Source organism: Vibrio sp. Vb1554, from assembly GCF_033344235.1.
This window is the reverse complement of the sequence record NZ_JAWPOJ010000034.1, coordinates 1-16,330: the sequence shown is the minus strand read 5'-3', so window position 1 is coordinate 16,330 and position 16,330 is coordinate 1. Positions and strand designations below refer to the sequence as shown.

The 16,330-nt window shown below is 44.8% G+C and carries 21 protein-coding genes; 9 read left to right on the top strand and 12 right to left on the bottom strand.

The window, feature by feature from the left end:
• Positions 1–46: 46 nt before the first annotated feature.
• Positions 47–1,255 (top strand): DUF2066 domain-containing protein, encoded by a 1,209-nt coding sequence (locus tag R8N28_RS20545; protein ID WP_005380405.1) that lies wholly within the window; start codon positions 47–49, stop codon positions 1,253–1,255.
• Between the two features lie 140 nt (positions 1,256–1,395).
• Here R8N28_RS20545 and R8N28_RS20540 read toward each other — a convergent pair whose 3' ends face one another.
• From R8N28_RS20540 to R8N28_RS20525, 4 genes are read right to left on the bottom strand one after another with little or no spacing between them, the layout of a single operon-like run.
• Positions 1,396–1,836 carry a DUF2069 domain-containing protein gene (locus R8N28_RS20540; protein WP_005380407.1) on the bottom strand — a complete coding sequence of 147 codons (441 nt, stop codon included), beginning with the start codon at positions 1,834–1,836 and terminating at the stop codon, positions 1,396–1,398.
• A 22-nt stretch (positions 1,837–1,858) separates the two neighbouring features.
• A complete protein-coding gene (gene wrbA, locus R8N28_RS20535; RefSeq protein WP_005380409.1) occupies positions 1,859–2,428 on the bottom strand; it encodes an NAD(P)H:quinone oxidoreductase in 570 nt (189 codons plus the stop codon).
• Positions 2,429–2,779 (bottom strand): arsenate reductase (glutaredoxin), encoded by a 351-nt coding sequence (gene arsC, locus R8N28_RS20530; RefSeq protein ID WP_005380410.1) that lies wholly within the window; start codon positions 2,777–2,779, stop codon positions 2,429–2,431.
• A 16-nt stretch (positions 2,780–2,795) separates the two neighbouring features.
• The gene (locus R8N28_RS20525) at positions 2,796–4,247 is read right to left on the bottom strand and encodes a tetratricopeptide repeat protein (protein WP_005394337.1); all 1,452 of its coding nucleotides are present in this window, start codon (positions 4,245–4,247) and stop codon (positions 2,796–2,798) included.
• A gap of 257 nt (positions 4,248–4,504) precedes the next feature.
• On the opposite strand from R8N28_RS20525, the gene R8N28_RS20520 reads away from it, so the two are divergent.
• Together R8N28_RS20520 and R8N28_RS20515 are read left to right on the top strand one after the other, a co-directional pair.
• Positions 4,505–4,741, top strand: a complete 237-nt coding sequence (locus R8N28_RS20520; RefSeq protein WP_005380414.1) for a sulfurtransferase TusA family protein — start codon at positions 4,505–4,507, stop codon at positions 4,739–4,741.
• A gap of 1 nt (position 4,742) precedes the next feature.
• The gene (locus R8N28_RS20515) at positions 4,743–5,816 is read left to right on the top strand and encodes an AI-2E family transporter (RefSeq protein ID WP_053306710.1); all 1,074 of its coding nucleotides are present in this window, start codon (positions 4,743–4,745) and stop codon (positions 5,814–5,816) included.
• A gap of 77 nt (positions 5,817–5,893) precedes the next feature.
• Here the strand turns inward: R8N28_RS20515 and bcp are convergent, their stop codons facing one another.
• On the bottom strand, positions 5,894–6,364 hold the full coding sequence (gene bcp, locus R8N28_RS20510) for a thioredoxin-dependent thiol peroxidase (RefSeq protein WP_005380418.1): 471 nt from the start codon (positions 6,362–6,364) through the stop codon (positions 5,894–5,896).
• Positions 6,365–6,380: 16 nt separating this feature from the next.
• Positions 6,381–6,923: a glycine cleavage system protein R gene (locus tag R8N28_RS20505; RefSeq protein WP_005380420.1), complete on the bottom strand. Its 543-nt coding sequence runs from the start codon at positions 6,921–6,923 to the stop codon at positions 6,381–6,383.
• A gap of 475 nt (positions 6,924–7,398) precedes the next feature.
• Here R8N28_RS20505 and dapA point away from each other — a divergent pair, with 475 nt between their 5' ends.
• A complete protein-coding gene (gene dapA / locus R8N28_RS20500) occupies positions 7,399–8,277 on the top strand; it encodes a 4-hydroxy-tetrahydrodipicolinate synthase (protein ID WP_005380422.1) in 879 nt (292 codons plus the stop codon).
• Positions 8,278–8,357: 80 nt separating this feature from the next.
• The gene (bamC, locus tag R8N28_RS20495; RefSeq protein ID WP_065274753.1) at positions 8,358–9,377 is read left to right on the top strand and encodes an outer membrane protein assembly factor BamC; all 1,020 of its coding nucleotides are present in this window, start codon (positions 8,358–8,360) and stop codon (positions 9,375–9,377) included.
• Between the two features lie 106 nt (positions 9,378–9,483).
• Here bamC and R8N28_RS20490 read toward each other — a convergent pair whose 3' ends face one another.
• Genes R8N28_RS20490 through R8N28_RS20475 form a run of 4 tightly spaced genes read right to left on the bottom strand, consistent with a single transcriptional unit; the run spans position 9,484 to position 11,902 of the window.
• Positions 9,484–9,687: a DUF2897 family protein gene (locus R8N28_RS20490; protein ID WP_005380425.1), complete on the bottom strand. Its 204-nt coding sequence runs from the start codon at positions 9,685–9,687 to the stop codon at positions 9,484–9,486.
• Positions 9,684–10,382 (bottom strand): M15 family metallopeptidase, encoded by a 699-nt coding sequence (locus tag R8N28_RS20485; protein ID WP_065274752.1) that lies wholly within the window; start codon positions 10,380–10,382, stop codon positions 9,684–9,686. Before R8N28_RS20485 ends, R8N28_RS20490 begins: the two co-directional genes overlap by 4 nt.
• Before the next feature lie 14 nt (positions 10,383–10,396).
• Positions 10,397–11,533 (bottom strand): succinyl-diaminopimelate desuccinylase, encoded by a 1,137-nt coding sequence (gene dapE, locus R8N28_RS20480; RefSeq protein ID WP_065274751.1) that lies wholly within the window; start codon positions 11,531–11,533, stop codon positions 10,397–10,399.
• A gap of 18 nt (positions 11,534–11,551) precedes the next feature.
• Positions 11,552–11,902 carry an ArsC family reductase gene (locus R8N28_RS20475; protein ID WP_005380431.1) on the bottom strand — a complete coding sequence of 117 codons (351 nt, stop codon included), beginning with the start codon at positions 11,900–11,902 and terminating at the stop codon, positions 11,552–11,554.
• A 291-nt stretch (positions 11,903–12,193) separates the two neighbouring features.
• On the opposite strand from R8N28_RS20475, the gene R8N28_RS20470 reads away from it, so the two are divergent.
• Positions 12,194–12,481 carry a winged helix-turn-helix domain-containing protein gene (locus tag R8N28_RS20470; protein ID WP_005380433.1) on the top strand — a complete coding sequence of 96 codons (288 nt, stop codon included), beginning with the start codon at positions 12,194–12,196 and terminating at the stop codon, positions 12,479–12,481.
• 34 nt (positions 12,482–12,515) lie between these two features.
• On the opposite strand, the gene R8N28_RS20465 is transcribed toward R8N28_RS20470, so the two are convergent.
• Together R8N28_RS20465 and R8N28_RS20460 are read right to left on the bottom strand one after the other, a co-directional pair.
• On the bottom strand, positions 12,516–12,848 hold the full coding sequence (locus R8N28_RS20465) for a DUF4156 domain-containing protein (protein ID WP_005380435.1): 333 nt from the start codon (positions 12,846–12,848) through the stop codon (positions 12,516–12,518).
• Between the two features lie 3 nt (positions 12,849–12,851).
• Positions 12,852–13,205 carry a DUF2956 domain-containing protein gene (locus R8N28_RS20460; protein WP_005380437.1) on the bottom strand — a complete coding sequence of 118 codons (354 nt, stop codon included), beginning with the start codon at positions 13,203–13,205 and terminating at the stop codon, positions 12,852–12,854.
• Between the two features lie 144 nt (positions 13,206–13,349).
• Here R8N28_RS20460 and R8N28_RS20455 point away from each other — a divergent pair, with 144 nt between their 5' ends.
• The 3 genes from R8N28_RS20455 to R8N28_RS20445 all read left to right on the top strand — a co-directional run bounded on the left by R8N28_RS20455 (position 13,350) and on the right by R8N28_RS20445 (position 16,067).
• The gene (locus R8N28_RS20455) at positions 13,350–13,835 is read left to right on the top strand and encodes a DUF2919 domain-containing protein (protein WP_031779045.1); all 486 of its coding nucleotides are present in this window, start codon (positions 13,350–13,352) and stop codon (positions 13,833–13,835) included.
• Positions 13,836–13,881: 46 nt separating this feature from the next.
• Complete coding sequence (locus R8N28_RS20450; RefSeq protein ID WP_025768264.1) at positions 13,882–14,784, top strand: Dyp-type peroxidase; 903 nt, start codon at positions 13,882–13,884, stop codon at positions 14,782–14,784.
• 143 nt (positions 14,785–14,927) lie between these two features.
• Positions 14,928–16,067, top strand: a complete 1,140-nt coding sequence (locus R8N28_RS20445) for a flagellin (protein WP_005380443.1) — start codon at positions 14,928–14,930, stop codon at positions 16,065–16,067.
• Positions 16,068–16,330 lie beyond the last annotated feature (263 nt).

The window sequence follows — 16,330 nt, the reverse complement described above, 5'->3', positions numbered from 1 at the left end:
ATAGTTGCTTATTATTCGGGTTCTTGTTCAGAGGATTATAAAAACTATGCGCTATTTAGCTCTCTTACTGATAGGTTGGTTGTCCCTACCAGTATATGCATTAACTCAGGTGGATATCTATCGTGCCGAAGTGGTTATCGACAGTGAGCAGAACGACGGTGAGTCTTTGGCTCGTCAACAAGGTATGCAGGATGTGATTGTTCGAGCGACCGGTTCTCAATCCTCTTTAAGCAATCCAGTGATTAAAAAGGCACTTAGCTCAAGTGCGCGTTACATTTCTCAACTAAGCTATGGGCAGGTTGATGGAAAAGCGAGCTTAAAAATGTTGTTTAACAACGACCAAATCAGCTCTCTTTTAACACAAGCACAATTGCCATCTTGGTCGCCAAATCGTGCCAATATTTTAGTTTGGATGGTTGAAGAACAGGGTTACGATCGTAACATTGCGTGGGAACATTCTGAATCTTCAAATGTTGCAGCACTTCGTAGCGCAGCGAAATTAAGAGGCCTACCAATCACTATCCCGGTTGGGGATTTTGATGATGTAACCGGTGTTAATGTCTCTGATCTTTGGGGCGGCTTTATTGAGCCAATTGGTCAAGCTAGCCAGCGCTACCCAGCTGACGCCGTTTTGGTTGTACGGGCTCAAGGTGAACAAATTCGTTGGACACTCTACGACCAGTCGCCAACGAGAATTGTAGAAGCGCAACGTTCTCCGCGTAGCGGGTCTGTATCAGGTGCTAATGCTATTGCAGAAATGGTGGATGGCATCGCAGACTACTATGCAAGTAAGAGTGCAGTTGTGGTTTCAGGAAAGTCTTCAAAAGCGCTAGCAGTGAAAGTCCTTAATGTAACCTCTGCCACGGACTTCTTCCGTTTAGAGAATGCGTTAAAACAACTTAATTCGGTTGCGGGTACAGAGATTAAGCGTGTTCAAGGGGACGAGTTAACGCTCAACATCCACCTTTTGGCATCACAACAAGCTTTTGAGAAAGAAGCTTCTTCTATTTCTCAATTAATGGTTTTTGAAGATCCTTTAGGTGAAGTTGATGCCCCAGCTTCAACTCAAGAAGAAGAGCCATTGGTTCAGAGTAATGAAGCAAAAGACGCCGCGACGCCAAAAGAAGCGCAGCCTGAAGTACCAGTAGATATTGTGGCAGAAGCAAGTGACGAAACACAGCCAACTCAGCCGATGATTGTGGAGCCTGCCCGAGAACAGTATGACTTGATCTACGAGTGGCGCTCGGCATCGTAATCTCCTTGGTAGCGTTCCAGGCGTGAAACGCAAGGATCAAAGACCAATGTGGTAAGCATAAAAAAGAGTCGCAATAGCGACTCTTTTTGTTTTCTAAATTCGTATTCGAACCAATGATCAGTGATTGACTGCAATTGGCGTTATTTATTGAATTTCGCTTTTTCTTCTTTTTCTACTTGAGAGAGGCGTTTCAACTTAAGACCTAGCTCTTTGCCTCTCGCTCTAGCAAACAAAATATTGCCAGCGAAACCGAGTGAAGTCAGTATCAGTTCCACTGCCGCAAGCCAGCGTTCACCCCCATCCACATAAAGGATGGTCAGCGCATGCAAGAAATACAGCATAAGAACAAAGTTAGCCCAAGCATGAGTGTAAGGCTTACCAGCTAAAATACCAGGCAACGGAAGTAGTAGCGGAATACACCAAGCAATAGCAAGTGTTGTGCTGCTGAGGTGGGGATGAGGGGATAACGCAAGCTGCCAAATAGCGACCCAGGCTAATAAGGCTAAGTTGCCAAATAAAGCCAGGTAACGATAGGTTTTAGCCTGTGTACCGAGTGGTGTTTGGTCTAAAGAGTCAGACATCGATTAACTATCCTTGATTTTACTAACAGACTTTTAGTTTTAACGCTGCAGTTGCCAGCCTTTTGCCTAATTGTTGTGCCAGGCGAATCTCTTCACTGCTTAGGGTTGCCTCATGGCCTACACTGCTGGCGCCATACGGAGTGCCTCCGGACTGCGTAGTGTGTAACTCTGGCTCGGAATAAGGAATGCCCAAAACCATCATCCCGTGATGCAATAAAGGGGTCATCATGCTTTGTAACGTTGTTTCTTGACCACCATGCATCGAGGACGAAGAGGTAAAGACACAAGCAGGCTTATCGATTAAGTCACCACTGACCCATAAAGATGTAGTCTGATCCCAGAAGTGCTTTAAAGGCGCAGCCATGTTGCCAAACCAGACGGGACTGCCAAACGCTAGACCGTCGCACGTTTTTAGTTCCTCTAGAGTAACAATTGGATCAGAAGGGGAGTGTGAGTGAGGTGACAATTCTTCAACTGTACGCAAAATTGCTTGGCATTGAGGAGTCGATTCGACTCCTCTTGCTATTTGTCTTGCCAGTTGTTTTGTCGAGCCATGACGGCTGAAATACAAAATAAGGATCTGGCAATCCATTTATAAAATATCCAACACTTGCTCTGGTGGGCGACCAATTTTTGCTTTGCCGTTAGCAACGACAACCGGACGCTCAAACAACTTTGGATTTTTCGCCATTGCTTCGAATAATTGCTCATCGCTGACGGAGTCTTCGCCTAAGCCAAGCTCTTTATATTCACTTTCTTTAGTGCGCATCATTTCACGTACAGATGAAAAGCCAAGCTGGGCGTACAGCGCTTTTAGTTCATCCACGTTAAGTGGTGTGTCTAGGTATTTGACGACTTCCGGTGTAACACCATTTTGCTCAAGCAGTTCAAGTGTTTGACGGCTCTTTGAGCAACGAGGGTTGTGATAAATCACGACTGACATGGTTTTCTCCATTTCGTTATTGTAATGCCATGAATCGATCTCTTTGGATCATGAGTTGGTCGATACGGGCATCGTATCGCGCTTGCTCTAAGCTGCCCAACTTGGCCATTTTACTTGCTTCACTATAATATTGAATCGCTTTATTCCAATTTGCTCGCAATGCCAAAATTTCTGCTCGAGCAGCCAACTCTTCATCGCTACGCCCCAGCGCGTGGTAGCTCTTCGATATTAGGTGCCAGCCATTTGTATCTTCAGGATAGTCATGAGTGTATCTTTGAAGAACTCGCGTGGCTTGATCGTTTTTATTGTCCTCAAGTAGCGCATTGGCGTAGTTAATGGTCAATACTTTATTTTGAGGGTTACGAGATAACGCTTTGCGGAGCATCTCGGTTGCTTTTTCTGGCTGCTTCTTCTCGATGTATAAATCCGTCATAGCGTCCAAGTAAAACGGGTTACTTGGGTCTTGTTCCAGTAACTTTTTCAAAATTGGTTCCGCTTGAGATAAGCGTTTATTGTCTAAATGCACGAGTGCTCGACCATAATCAAAAGCAGGTGTAATGTCCGCAGAGGCTTTCTTTTGGGTTCTCTCAAACCAGCTCAGGGCGGCTTGTCCATCAATGCCAGCGTAACGAGCCACAATGCGCGCGCGAGCTAGATGATAGTCTATTGAAGGCACAACACGCATTGGAGGATAGGTTCTTGCTCGCGCACGGCTATCGGTAATTCGATCTTCAGGCAAAGGGTGAGTCAGGAGCATTGGTGGCGGTTTACTCGCATAACGATACTCATCAGCAAGACGGCCAAAAAACCTTGGCATTGCTTGAACATCAAAGCCGGCTTTTGCTAGTGTCGAAATACCAAAGCGATCCGCTTCTTTTTCGTTTGCACGAGTGTAGTTGATTTGACTTTGCATGTTGCCCGCGGTTGCTGCTGTAATTGCAGCCATCCCCGCTTCGGGTGAGGCAATTGAAAGTAGTAGTGCCCCCGCAAGTGCGGCTAATGTGGCCGGAGAGCGACGCGCTTGTTCTTCCATACTCCGAGCAAGGTGACGTTGTGTGACGTGCGCTATCTCGTGAGCGACAACAGAGGCCAGCTCACTTTCTGAACGAGCATGAAGAAACAACCCAGAATGCAGCGCTACATAGCCACCAAAAAACGCGAATGCGTTGATATTACGGTCGCGAATCATAAAGAAGTGGAACGGCGTTTTTACATCATTCGCATTGGCCACTAATTTGTGCCCAAGAGAGTCAATATATTCATTGATGACAGGGTCATTAACGATAGGTTTACTGGCTCTGAGCATACGCATATAGGCGTCGCCATAAATCAACTCTTGGTCTATTGAAAGCGTGCCACCAGCAGCTGTGCCAATGTCTGGCAAGTCAATGCTATTGGCATAAGTTGTCGGCGAACTGATGGCAGCAGCAAGACATAAGCAAACTAGCGAGCGAGTGCGTTTTAACATACGTTTACAAGGTTCTCCAAAATACATAAGCATGTGGTTACAGGTCGAGAGCCTATTAACAGCGCCACATACGTTTTGGTTATCCGTGAGGATATAAGCTAACAGTAAGACCGGAAATAAATGAATTGGTTTCGTAAATTATTTTATATCCGAGCTATTTCAGCATGTGGTTAAATCATGTCAGAAGTGCTAGCACCAGCTCAAAAAGCCGTTACAATACAACCCTATCATAAGTGCAGAGCAATACAATGGAATCCATGTTACTTGATTTGCGTGAGCAACGTTGTCCTATGGCACTGTTACTTGCAAAGCGTCATGCTGCTGAGGTCTTTCAAGGAGAAGCAAAGCAGTATCATCAACTTGTCATTCAAGTGGTGGACAACAGCTCTAAACGAGACATTGTGAACTATCTTAGTGCCCAAGGGTACTCGGTTGATTGCCAATCTACATCAGAGCACTACACATTGACTGTCTTCAATAAGGAATCCGCATAAGATGTTTGAAATGGTTAGTCGTTGGTATAAACGACGTTTCTCTGACCCTCACGCAGTAAGTCTCGTCGCGATCTTGCTGTTTGGCTTTATCACCATTTACTTCTTTGGACACTTGATTGCGCCATTACTTGTCGCGATCGTTTTGGCTTATCTACTTGAATGGCCAGTTGTCAAAATGTGTCGTATGGGCGTGCCGCGCACTTTGTCGGTTATTATCGTGATCTTGGTCTTTGTCGGGTTAATGTTAATTGCGTTGTTTGGCTTGGTTCCGACGATTTGGACTCAGGTCGGTAATCTAATTAACGATATTCCGAACATGTACAACGGGCTACAAAAGTTTATTGTCACATTGCCAGAGCGCCATCCTGAACTAGCCAATTTAGAAATAGTAGAAACCGTGGTGACGAACGCCAAAAACCAAGCACTGGGGCTGGGTGAAAGTGTCGTCAAAGGGTCGCTTGCTTCATTAGTTAGCATTGCAACGCTAGCGGTATATTTGATCTTAGTGCCACTCCTTATCTTCTTTTTGCTTAAAGACAAAGAAGAAATGCTGCGAATCGCAAGCGGTATTCTGCCGAAAAACCGTAAATTGGCGAATAAAGTTTGGCATGAAATGAACGAGCAGATATCAAATTACATTCGCGGTAAAGTGTTAGAGATTTTAATCGTGGGCGGTGTGAGCTACGTAACTTTTGCCCTTTTAGATCTTCGTTACTCGGCGTTGCTTGCCGTAGCCGTTGGTCTATCGGTTTTGATTCCTTATATCGGTGCGGCGGCTGTTACTGTACCTGTTGCTATCGTTGGTTTGTTCCAATGGGGTTTAACGCCTCCGTTTTATTGGTTGTTGCTTGCTTACGGTATTATCCAGGCGCTTGATGGTAACGTCTTGGTTCCTGTTCTGTTTTCCGAGGCAGTAAACTTACACCCAGTTGCTATCATTGTGGCTGTATTAGTCTTTGGTGGGCTCTGGGGTTTTTGGGGGGTGTTCTTTGCCATTCCTTTAGCGACATTAGTCAAAGCCGTATGGCATGCATTACCAAGCACGGAAGAAAACGAACCTATCGAACAAGAGTAGTTGTTACCAAAGGTACGATAGTTAAAAGAAAGCCCAGCAGTTTGCTGGGCTTTTTGTTTGTAGAAAAACAATAGCGTTTAAGCGTTTTCGTTTAAGTAGTTTAATACGACTTCGTGGTGATCTTTGGTTTTGAACTTGTTAAACACGTGTTCGATCACGCCTTCTTCATTGATCAGAAAGCTAATGCGGTGAAGACCGTCGTATACTTTGCCCATGAATTTCTTTTCGCCCCAAACGCCGAACTGGTCTGCAACGGCATGGTCTTCATCAGAAAGCAGAGTGAAGTTTAAATCATCGCGCTCGATGAACTTGCCTAGGCGCTTTACAGGGTCGATGCTTACGCCGAGTACTACCACGTTATGTGCATCGAGTTCAGCTTTGATGTCACGAAGGCCTTTTGCTTGTGTAGTACAACCCGGCGTCATCGCCTTAGGGTAAAAGTAGAAAAGTACTTTCTTGCCTTTAAAGTCTTCAAGAGAAACGGTATTTCCGTCTTGGTCGAGCAAAGAGAAGGCTGGCGCTGGCGAGCCTGCTGTCAGCGTATTCATTTTGATTTCCTTTACTTTATAGTGTGTTTTTAATGAAATTCAGAGAACCTTGTACGTTGAGCGACTTACAAAGTTCATCGAAGTCTTCTTGTAACTGCATCAAATTAAAATCCGCGCTTACAGATGCAGTAATCGCAATGTGAAACTGGTCAGAATCGAGTTGAATTTTCGACTTGCTGATGGTTTGCGCACTAAGAGAGTCTAAACCAATCTGCTGATCAGCGAAGAACTTAGTAAATTTTTCAGTTAACCCAGGGCGGTCTTCAGACTCAATAAACACTTCCATGGTGTAGCTGTTATCGAGCAGTTCGTGCGCCGCTGTGCGTTTCATGATCGTAATAAGGTCATGTTCTTGGCCAAGCAGGGGCAATTGCGTTTCAACTCGAGTCACGCTGCTGGCGTTCCCAGTCAGGAGCATGATCAGCGTAAATTCGCTGCCAAAGATAGCGATACGGCTATCGACTATGTTACAACCAGCTTGAGTAACGAGCTGTACGACTTGGTTACAAATGCCTGGACGGTCCGTTCCAACTGCTGTAAGTACCAGATGTTGCTTCATAAATGAGCTTCTTGTCCTTTCTTCAATAGAGAGATGTTAGCACAGATATTGCGAAGAAATATCGAGCCAGTTCTTTTTTAGTCTATAAAAAGCAGGAGGATGTTGAGGGGAGCGGTGGGAAATAAACAGTAAATGCAGGCTACAGGATAAACAAAACGTTTGCATGATGTGCTTGCCTATTGTCTGGCCGTTTTATTCACTTAGATCTGACTTGGCTAACAAGACCAAAGAGTATATTTTCCTTGCTTGTGCTCTTCAGTATTTTCCAAATCACTGATAGATTCTAAAGTCACTCGAAAGCCCAACACGATTATCAATATTGCCGTTAATCAAACCAAATAGAGCAATTAAGTTGCTAGACCTCTAACAACTGGTAATTATTCATTCATTTGTACTTTGTAAGCGAGTTTACGCTCTTGTGTTTTTCAATCGCATTACAGTACCATGCAGAAAGAGTTAAATGAGGGAGATAAACATGTTTTCAGGAAGTATCGTAGCGCTGATTACGCCATTCAAAGCAGATGGCGAAGTAGACTTTGATGGTCTGCAAAAGCTAGTAGAGTACCACGTTGAAGCGGGTACAGACGGTATTGTGGCAGTAGGCACAACAGGTGAGTCAGCGACACTGACCATTGAAGAGCATGTAAAGGTCGTTAATAAAACTGTTGAGTTTGCCGACGGTCGCATCCCTGTGATTGCTGGCACGGGTGCAAATGCTACCCATGAGGCAGTAACATTTAGCAAATTACTGGCTGATTCTGGTATTGCTGGCTTCCTGAGTGTGACACCGTATTACAACAAACCAACTCAAGAGGGTTTGTTTCTACATTACAAGGCAATTGCCGAAGCGAGTGATGTGCCTCTAATTTTGTACAACGTACCAGGCCGTACTGCTGTTGATATGCAGCCAGAAACAGTGGCACGCTTGTCAAAGCTTGATAATATCGTGGCTCTAAAAGATGCAACGGGCGATTTGGAACGAATTGCAATTCATCGTGAACTTTGTGGCGAAGATTTTATCTTACTAAGTGGCGATGATGCGACAGGGCTGGATTTTGTGAAACTTGGCGGCAATGGTGTTATCTCGGTAACGAACAATATTGCAGCTAAAGACATGGCAGACATGTTCCATTTGGCAAGTGAAGGTAAGTACGAAGAAGCAGAAGCGATTAACCAACGCTTGATGACTCTACACAAAAACCTTTTCATCGAAGCAAGCCCTATCCCAGTAAAATGGGCAGCGCAAAAGCTTGGTTTGATTGAAGAAGGTGGTTTGCGTCTTCCTTTAACTACGCTTTCTGAAAAATCGCAGCCGATCGTCGAGCAGGCGCTAACAGACGCCCATATTTATTAAGATTGAGCTATTAAGATTGAGTTACTAGGATTGAAGTTCATACTGGGGGCCAAAGCGCCCTCGGTGTTTTAGGAGTATAGATGAAGCTTTCAAGCCAGTTAGTGTTAAGTTCATTAGCTGTATTCGTATTGACTGCCTGTTCAGGTGGTGCCAATCAACGTCGTCAAGCAAAAGATGACTTCGAGTATTTGAACTCCCCCAATTTGGGTGAGTGGAATGTCCCACAGGGTGCACAGCCTCAGTTTTACCCTAACTACGAGATCCCTCAGGGTAACTACGCTGGTGGTGTCGGTAAAGATGTCGACATTCGTCCACCTCAACAAGTCCTAGAGCTTATTCCCGGTGCACGTTTGGACCGCAGTAGTGATGGTGAAGTGACACTTTGGCTACTTCGTAAAGATGAACTAGATAAAGTTTGGCAAACGGTGCAAAACATGGTCGCGGCCAACGAGATTCCAGTTGAAAGCCAAACAGACTCTCGCATCGAGACAGGATGGGTGACTTGGGATTCGCCAGATGAAGAGCTAGAAATTGGCAGCCGATATGAAATCGTACGCGCTGAAGCAAATGGTCGACACGGCTTTAAGGTGAGCATTATTGACTGGCGTGAAGGCAATCAAGTGAAAGAAGTAACGGCGACCAACCGTGAGCGCTACAATGTGTTCATGACGAACTTGGTCACCGCTCGCTACGATCAAGAAGTGCGTGAAGAAGCACAGCGTAAAGCGCAAGAGTTGGTTAAACAGATCCCAATCACAATGGGTAAAGACCGCAGCGGACTTCCTGTGATTATCGCGCGTGCGCAATACAACATGCTTTGGCAACGTCTGCCTAATATTCTACCTAAGATGGGCTTTAAGATTGAAGAGCGTAGCCAGTCTCAGGGCACAATCACTGCGAAATATGCATCTCCGGATGATGAATTCTGGAACGATATCGGCGTTAAACCAGTGGAGTTAGCCGCTGGTAAGTACACATTCTTACTTGGTGATTTAGGCAACCGTACGTCTATCAATATCACCGACTCCTCTGGCAAGCCAGTAGAAGAAGAGTTTTTGAAATCACTAGCGCCTGTATTGGCTGCAACAGTGAAGCAGTAAACAAAGCGAGCTTAACGCGGCGTGTTTACTTAATGATAGAAAAGGGACCTAGTGGTCCCTTTTTTGATGTTTAGATTAAATGTGTCGAGATGAAGCTGGTGAGTAACTAACGAGGCTCGTTTTTGTTTTTATCTTCTTCAGCGTAGCGCTGTTTATCCAATGTGTTCAGCTTATCTAAATCGTTCTTACGGCTTTTATCCATCTGACCAAACTTCATTTTTGCGGTATATTTGAGTGCGGCAATATTACCAATGACCACGCTCAACACTACAATAATAATGACCCAAGGATTGGTTAGTATTTCTATCATAGAGCCTCCGGCGGCGTGATATTGTGAATAAATTTGGCAACGACGTTATCCAAATTATTCAGTATGACGTCAATCCCTGCAATGTTGTCGGTCTGATTTTGTTTAATCAACTGGCTTCTGAGTACATCAAGCGTCAACTGCTCGAGGCATTGCTGCCCGACAGCGAGGTGACTAATGTGCCAAGGCTCAATCGAAACGCCACCTAAATCGTGCTGATAAGGAAAGAAGAAACCGAACCGACCAAGGTTGGCTTTTAACCATTGGTAGAACGCCTGCTGGTGGCCTTCGAGATACTCCCAAGGTTCCAACTTGAGTTTTGTGTCAGCAGGCAATAAATTGCGCGCATAGACATCAAAATCACAACCCCAATGATGACGACTTCCTCCGGGCAATGCCGACCAGCGCAAAATGGCCATCAATTTCTCTTTGTCATTTAACTCTGCTTTATTCAAAGGGCGGGAGTTGATGTCGAGAATTGGCAACTCACCAGAAAACTTCCCGTTCCAGATGGCTTTTTGGCGATTAAAGTCACGAAAACCACTGGCGATTTCCATTTTGAAACCTGCTTCTGTTGCCGCTTCAATCATCTTTAGCAGATCGTCAGCCACTTCAGGGTGGAGTAGAAACGCTTTTTGCCCCACTAGTGTGGATTGAAGATGAGAATCAGTGATTCCGGTGAGTTGCTCTGGTGTCATTGTGTTCTCGCTGATTACTTCGCCAATAGGTGTTTCAACGTGTTTTCGTACATGTCCGTCAACTTTTCAAGATCGTCGACTTTCACACACTCGTTCACTTTATGAATCGTAGCGTTAACAGGACCTAACTCTACGACTTGACCTCCCATTCGAGCAATAAAACGACCATCAGAAGTACCGCCAGTTGTAAGTAGCGCTGGCTTCGTATCATTGACTTCGGCCACAGCAGCTACAACCGCGTCTAGCAGTGCGCCCGTATCGGTCAGGAATGGGTCACCGTTGAATGTCCATTTTAGGTCGTAGTCCAGCTCATGCTTGTCCAATGTTTCGGTAACACGCTGAACAATTGCGTCATTGTTAAGCTCAGTACTAAAACGTAGGTTGAACTGAACATGGAACTCGCCAGGAATAACGTTAGACGCACCAGTGCCAGCCGATACATTCGGGATCTGGAAACTGGTCGGTGGGAAGTAATCATTCCCTTTGTCCCATTCTGTCGTCGCGAGTTCATGAATCGCGAGTAGAGACTCGTGCACTGGATTGCTGGCTAGGTGAGGGTAGGCCACGTGGCCTTGTGTTCCTTTTACCGTTAAATCACCAGTGATGGATCCACGGCGTCCATTTTTCACTACATCGCCAACCACTTCGGTGCTGGATGGTTCACCAACAATACACATATCGATGTTCTCACCACGTTCCATCAACGTTTCTACAACGCGAACGGTACCGTTGATAAATGGCCCTTCTTCATCCGACGTAATTAAGAAGCCAATTGAGCCTTTGTGATCTGGGTTTTCGGCGATAAAGCGTTCAACTGCAACAACCATAGCGGCGAGCGACCCTTTCATGTCAGCTGCGCCGCGGCCATGCAAGTAACCATCAATAATGGTCGGTTCAAACGGATGTGTATTCCAGTGTTCCAATTTGCCAGCTGGTACCACATCGGTGTGGCCAGCAAACGCAAATAGCGGCGCTTCTGAACCACGTCGAGCCCAGAAGTTCGTGGTGTCTTCAAATACCATCACTTCAATTTCAAACCCGAGTGCTTTTAAGCGCTCGATCATCAAATCCTGACAACCTGCGTCTTCCGGCGTTACGGACTGTCTACTGATCAGATCTTTAGCAAGTGCCAATACTGGACTGTTTGTCATCCTTGAGTATTCCTTTATTTAAGAGTTGAAAATGCTAGCGTATTGATCAGCTTTAAAACCGATATGAAGTTGATCATTCACTTTTAAAATTGGGCGTTTAATCATCGCAGGGTTTTCTACCAAAAGAGCGATGGCGTTTTCCTCGTTAAGTGTGTCTTTCTGCTCTTGCGCTAATTGGCGGTAGGTTGTGCCACGTTTATTGAGCACCTGTTCCCAACCTAAAGCGCGACAAAATTCACTTACCATTTCTGCATCAATGCCTTGCTTACGGTAGTCATGGAAGTCGTAAGCAATATCCTCGGCTTCTAACCATTTCTTGGCTTTTTTGATCGTATCGCAGTTGGGAATACCAAACATGGTAATCGACATAGTCTTTCCTTTTTCTTTGTTCTATTTTTCACTGGCGCGGTTAAGACGCACTTAAGTGATTTGGGCTGTTAAAGCATCCTATCAAGAAGCAATCAAACTGACAAAATGCGGTGGAAAATATTTTCAGATAGATTGAGATAACTAATGTCACATAACTTATTTACGATGAATGCGCTATAAATCGAATAAAAATTCGTCTAAATCAAATGGAAAAGTCGAGTTATTGATCAAACGCAACACCTCGCTGAGCAAAAACGAAATAATGAATCAGCACAATTTTAGGAGGTGTCAATGGAATTGAGTCCTGTTTTTGCAAGGCGGCTATATTTGGCCTTGTTGGTGGAAAACCTAGAAAGGCCGAATGTGCCAAAGTTGATCGAAAAAACGGGGTGGCCTCGTCGTACTATTCAAGATGTACTCAAGGCGTTACCTGGGATCGGCATTGAACTCATATTCGTTCAAGATGGCCGACGTCATAATGACGGCTATTATCAACTTTCAGATTGGGGGCCTTTTGATAGCCAATGGGTTCTAGAGCGGGAGAGAGATATCGCTAGCAGTCTTGGATTTCGTGCATAAGCCAGCAATTGCTGGCTTTTTTCATATTCAGGCCTCATCCATTGCAGCGGTAGGCGGAACCCAGTACGCTAAATGAAGTGATAAAATCTTGTGGGGAAACCATAAAAACGGTGTCCGCATCGATAGCCGCTGCATTGTTTTTTAAATCGTTCATCGCGCCTTGCATCATCGCGTCATTAGTCATGAAAATGTAGTTATACCAATGGCCTTCACTTCCGGTGACTTCGCCTTTGTATTCGCATCGCTCAGGGTCGAATTGCGCGTCAATGCGAATATGAACATCTTGACTTTGAGCATGAGTAAGGTGAGATGGCATCGTGCAACCCGTTAGAAGCACGACAAAAAGTCCAAGTAACAGGCGTTTCATTAGCTATTTCCCCAATACTATGTAAGCAGCAAAGCCAATCCAGCTCAGGACAAGTAGTGTCCAAGGCAGTTTGCTTGATGAATGGTTTGGCGCATCGTCGGTGATATTGTCTTGTTCGATAATCTCTTCATGCTGACGTTGTTTTTCACGTTGCTGTTTTTTCTTCGCTTTATCGGCTTGGCGGTTGCGCTCTTTTTGTTGTTTCTTATATTGCGCGATGCCTTTTTCGATACCTTGAGCGATGAGCTTGGTTTGCTCTTTGGTTTGACCGGGCTTTTGCGTGGATTTGGCAATTCTCATCGCTTCGGCTTGAGTTTCTTGAGAAGGCACAGGGGTGGCAGGAGTTCTTTTTTTCATGTTTCTCATCAACGTCGCTGTAAATCTTTGTTTAGTTTACCTGTGTAAGGTGCTGAAATGAACTTCAGTTCTCATCTTTGTTGGCTTGCAACTCTGAAACGATAGGTTAAAGTGACGTTTTTATCACATAAAGAAGAAGATGTTGTGCGCTATTCGTTTGACCAATATGACGCCCATGGATTTTTAAAGGCGCCGATCATTTTATGGGTGGGATGGATGTTTCTTGTGCGTTCATGGGTGGTGTTTGCCATGGCTGGTGTAAGTCGTGATAGTGGCAGTAAGCTACTCGCTATTGTTTACCCAGATTCAAGTACGTTGTATTTAGGTTTGGCGATGGGCATTCCAAGTTTGCTTCTTATGTGGTTAATGGGGCTTCGTCATCCCGACAGAGGATGGGTAAACAGAATTACTCGCTATGGTCGCGAGATCACTTTGATCTTGTGCGGTATTCAACTTGCTCAGACCATGTATCATGTGTACCTAGAACATGGAGTGTTTAATTGGGCAAACGCTCTTACCATTACCTTATTAGCTTGGTTTATGATCTATCTTCTAAATGGAAGATGGGTAAAAGACTGTTTTCAAGTGCCACAATTGGCGCACGATGAACAGCAGCATTCAAAGAATTAAAAACAATAACTTCCCACTCTGGGGCAAAGTAATAGAGGAAACCTCAATGTCACAAGCTCAAACGGCGATCGTGCCAGAAGCCGGGCCATTTGCACTGTACACTCAACTCAAAGTGAACCAAAACCGTGAAAACGTATTAGAAAAACTGAAAGCACTACCAAAGTTGGTGGAAGAGTTAAACATTACCCAGCCGGGTGCAGCGCTGACGCTTTCTATCGCATTCACAAAATCGTTTTGGGAACACCTTAATGTAGACGCGCCAGAAGAGCTTATTGATTTTACTCAACTTGGCGAAGGTGACATCGTTGCTCCAGCAACAGACATAGATGTGCTGATTCACTGTCACTCGACTCGTCACGACTTGCATTTTTACGTGTTGCGTAAGTTCCTAGAAGAGACGGCACAAGATGTCACCATTGTGGACGAAACATATGGGTACCGTTACCTTGATGCTCGTGATATGACAGACTTCATTGATGGCACAGAAAACCCGAAAGGGGAGGCTCGCGCTGATGTGGCTCTAGTAAAAGAGGGCCCATTTGCTGGAGGCAGTTATGTTATGGCTCAGCGCTTTGAACATAACCTTGCCGCTTGGAATCGATTGAATGTCAAAGCGCAAGAAAAAGTGATTGGTCGTACCAAGCCAGACTCTATCGAGCTAGAAGACGTTCCTGCTGCATCACACGTTGGTCGAGTTGATATCAAAGAAGAAGGTAAAGGTTTGAAGATTGTTCGCCACAGCTTACCATACGGGACGGTAACAGGGCCTCATGGCCTGCTGTTTATTTCTTACTGCAATACACTTCATAACATTAAAGTGATGCTAGAAAGTATGTACGGCGTGACAGATGGTAAAACAGACCAAATGCTTCGTTTCACAAAAGCGGTAACTGGTGCGTACTTCTTCGCTCCTTCACAAGAAATGCTCGCAGAGCTAGCCATCAAGTAAGTTCTCAGACTTTATTTCTTAAGCCCTCCAATTGGAGGGCTTTTGTTTTCTATTTCTATTCCAATCTCTTTTCAAAAAACACTAAACTTTTCTGTTACTTGGTCGATAAGTACTCAAAGCCTTAATTTTAGGACTCTTTATTCGTGGCGATCACCGTTAATACCAATGTTGCAGCACTTGTCGCACAGCGTCACTTGACCAGTGCAACGGATATGCTGAATCAATCCATGGAGCGTTTGTCTTCAGGGAAGCGTATTAATAGCGCAAAGGATGACGCTGCGGGTCTGCAAATTTCCAACCGCTTGCAATCACAAATGCGTGGTTTAGATGTTGCGGTTCGCAACGCGAATGACGGCATTTCCATCATGCAAACTGCGGAAGGCGCGATGAATGAGGTGACCAATATCATGCAACGTATGCGTGATTTGTCGCTACAGTCAGCCAATGGTTCAAACAGCAAAGCGGAGCGCACTGCACTGCAAGAAGAAGTCTCTGCTTTAAATGATGAGTTAAGTCGTATTGCAGAAACCACATCTTTTGGTGGACGTAAATTGCTGAACGGCACATTCGGTACATCGTCTTTTCAAATCGGTGCAACGGCTGGTGAAGCGGTACAAATTGGCCTGCGGACCATGCAGCCGGAATCTTTAGGTAGCTTTTCAATGAGCTCATATCAAAGAGTCAGTTCAGATTGGACGGTTCAAAACGGAAATAATGAAATTGTTATCAGCTACCGTGATAACAATTTTGAAGAGCAGGAGATCCGTATTGAAGCTAAAGCTGGCGATGATATAGAAGAACTCGCGACTTACATTAACGGGCAGACCGATAAAGTGAAAGCGTCTGTTAATGAAGAGGGGCAACTGCAGTTACTCATGTCCCACAAGGACGCCATAAAATACCCTGGACCAACCTTCAGTGGTGGCCTGGCTGATGAGTTAGAACTTGGCAAGTATGTCACCGTAAATAGAACGGTAGATAGTATTGATATTAGCACGGTCGGTGGCGCTCAGATGGCGGTCGGCATTTTAGATGATGCTTTGAAAACGGTAGATGGCAGTCGTGCGGAGTTAGGCGCGTATCAAAACCGCTTTAATCACGCGATCAATAATCTCGATAACATCCACGAAAACTTAGCCGCTTCCAACAGTCGTATCCAAGACACTGACTATGCCAAAGAAACTACGCAAATGGTGAAGCAACAGATTTTACAACAGGTCAGTACTTCTATTCTGGCGCAAGCAAAACAAGCGCCAAACCTAGCATTGACCTTGCTTGGCTGATGAACGGCCTTGCCCGAATTTAACGCAAAACCTGCCTGTATCGACAATTCGAAAAGAAGCTTTAGCGAAAAATGAAAGTTTTTTGCTTTTTTATCCGCTTTGTCACGATTACCCCTCCAAACGAATTATTTTCAAAAAAATCTAAAATTTTCTCTAAAGAAAACAGGGTATGCGCCGTTAATAAAAGTAACTTTGAGAGAACTACTTGGTTTTCCGAGACGTCGGAAACCGCTACACCGGAAAATCAATTGGAGAAATCACCA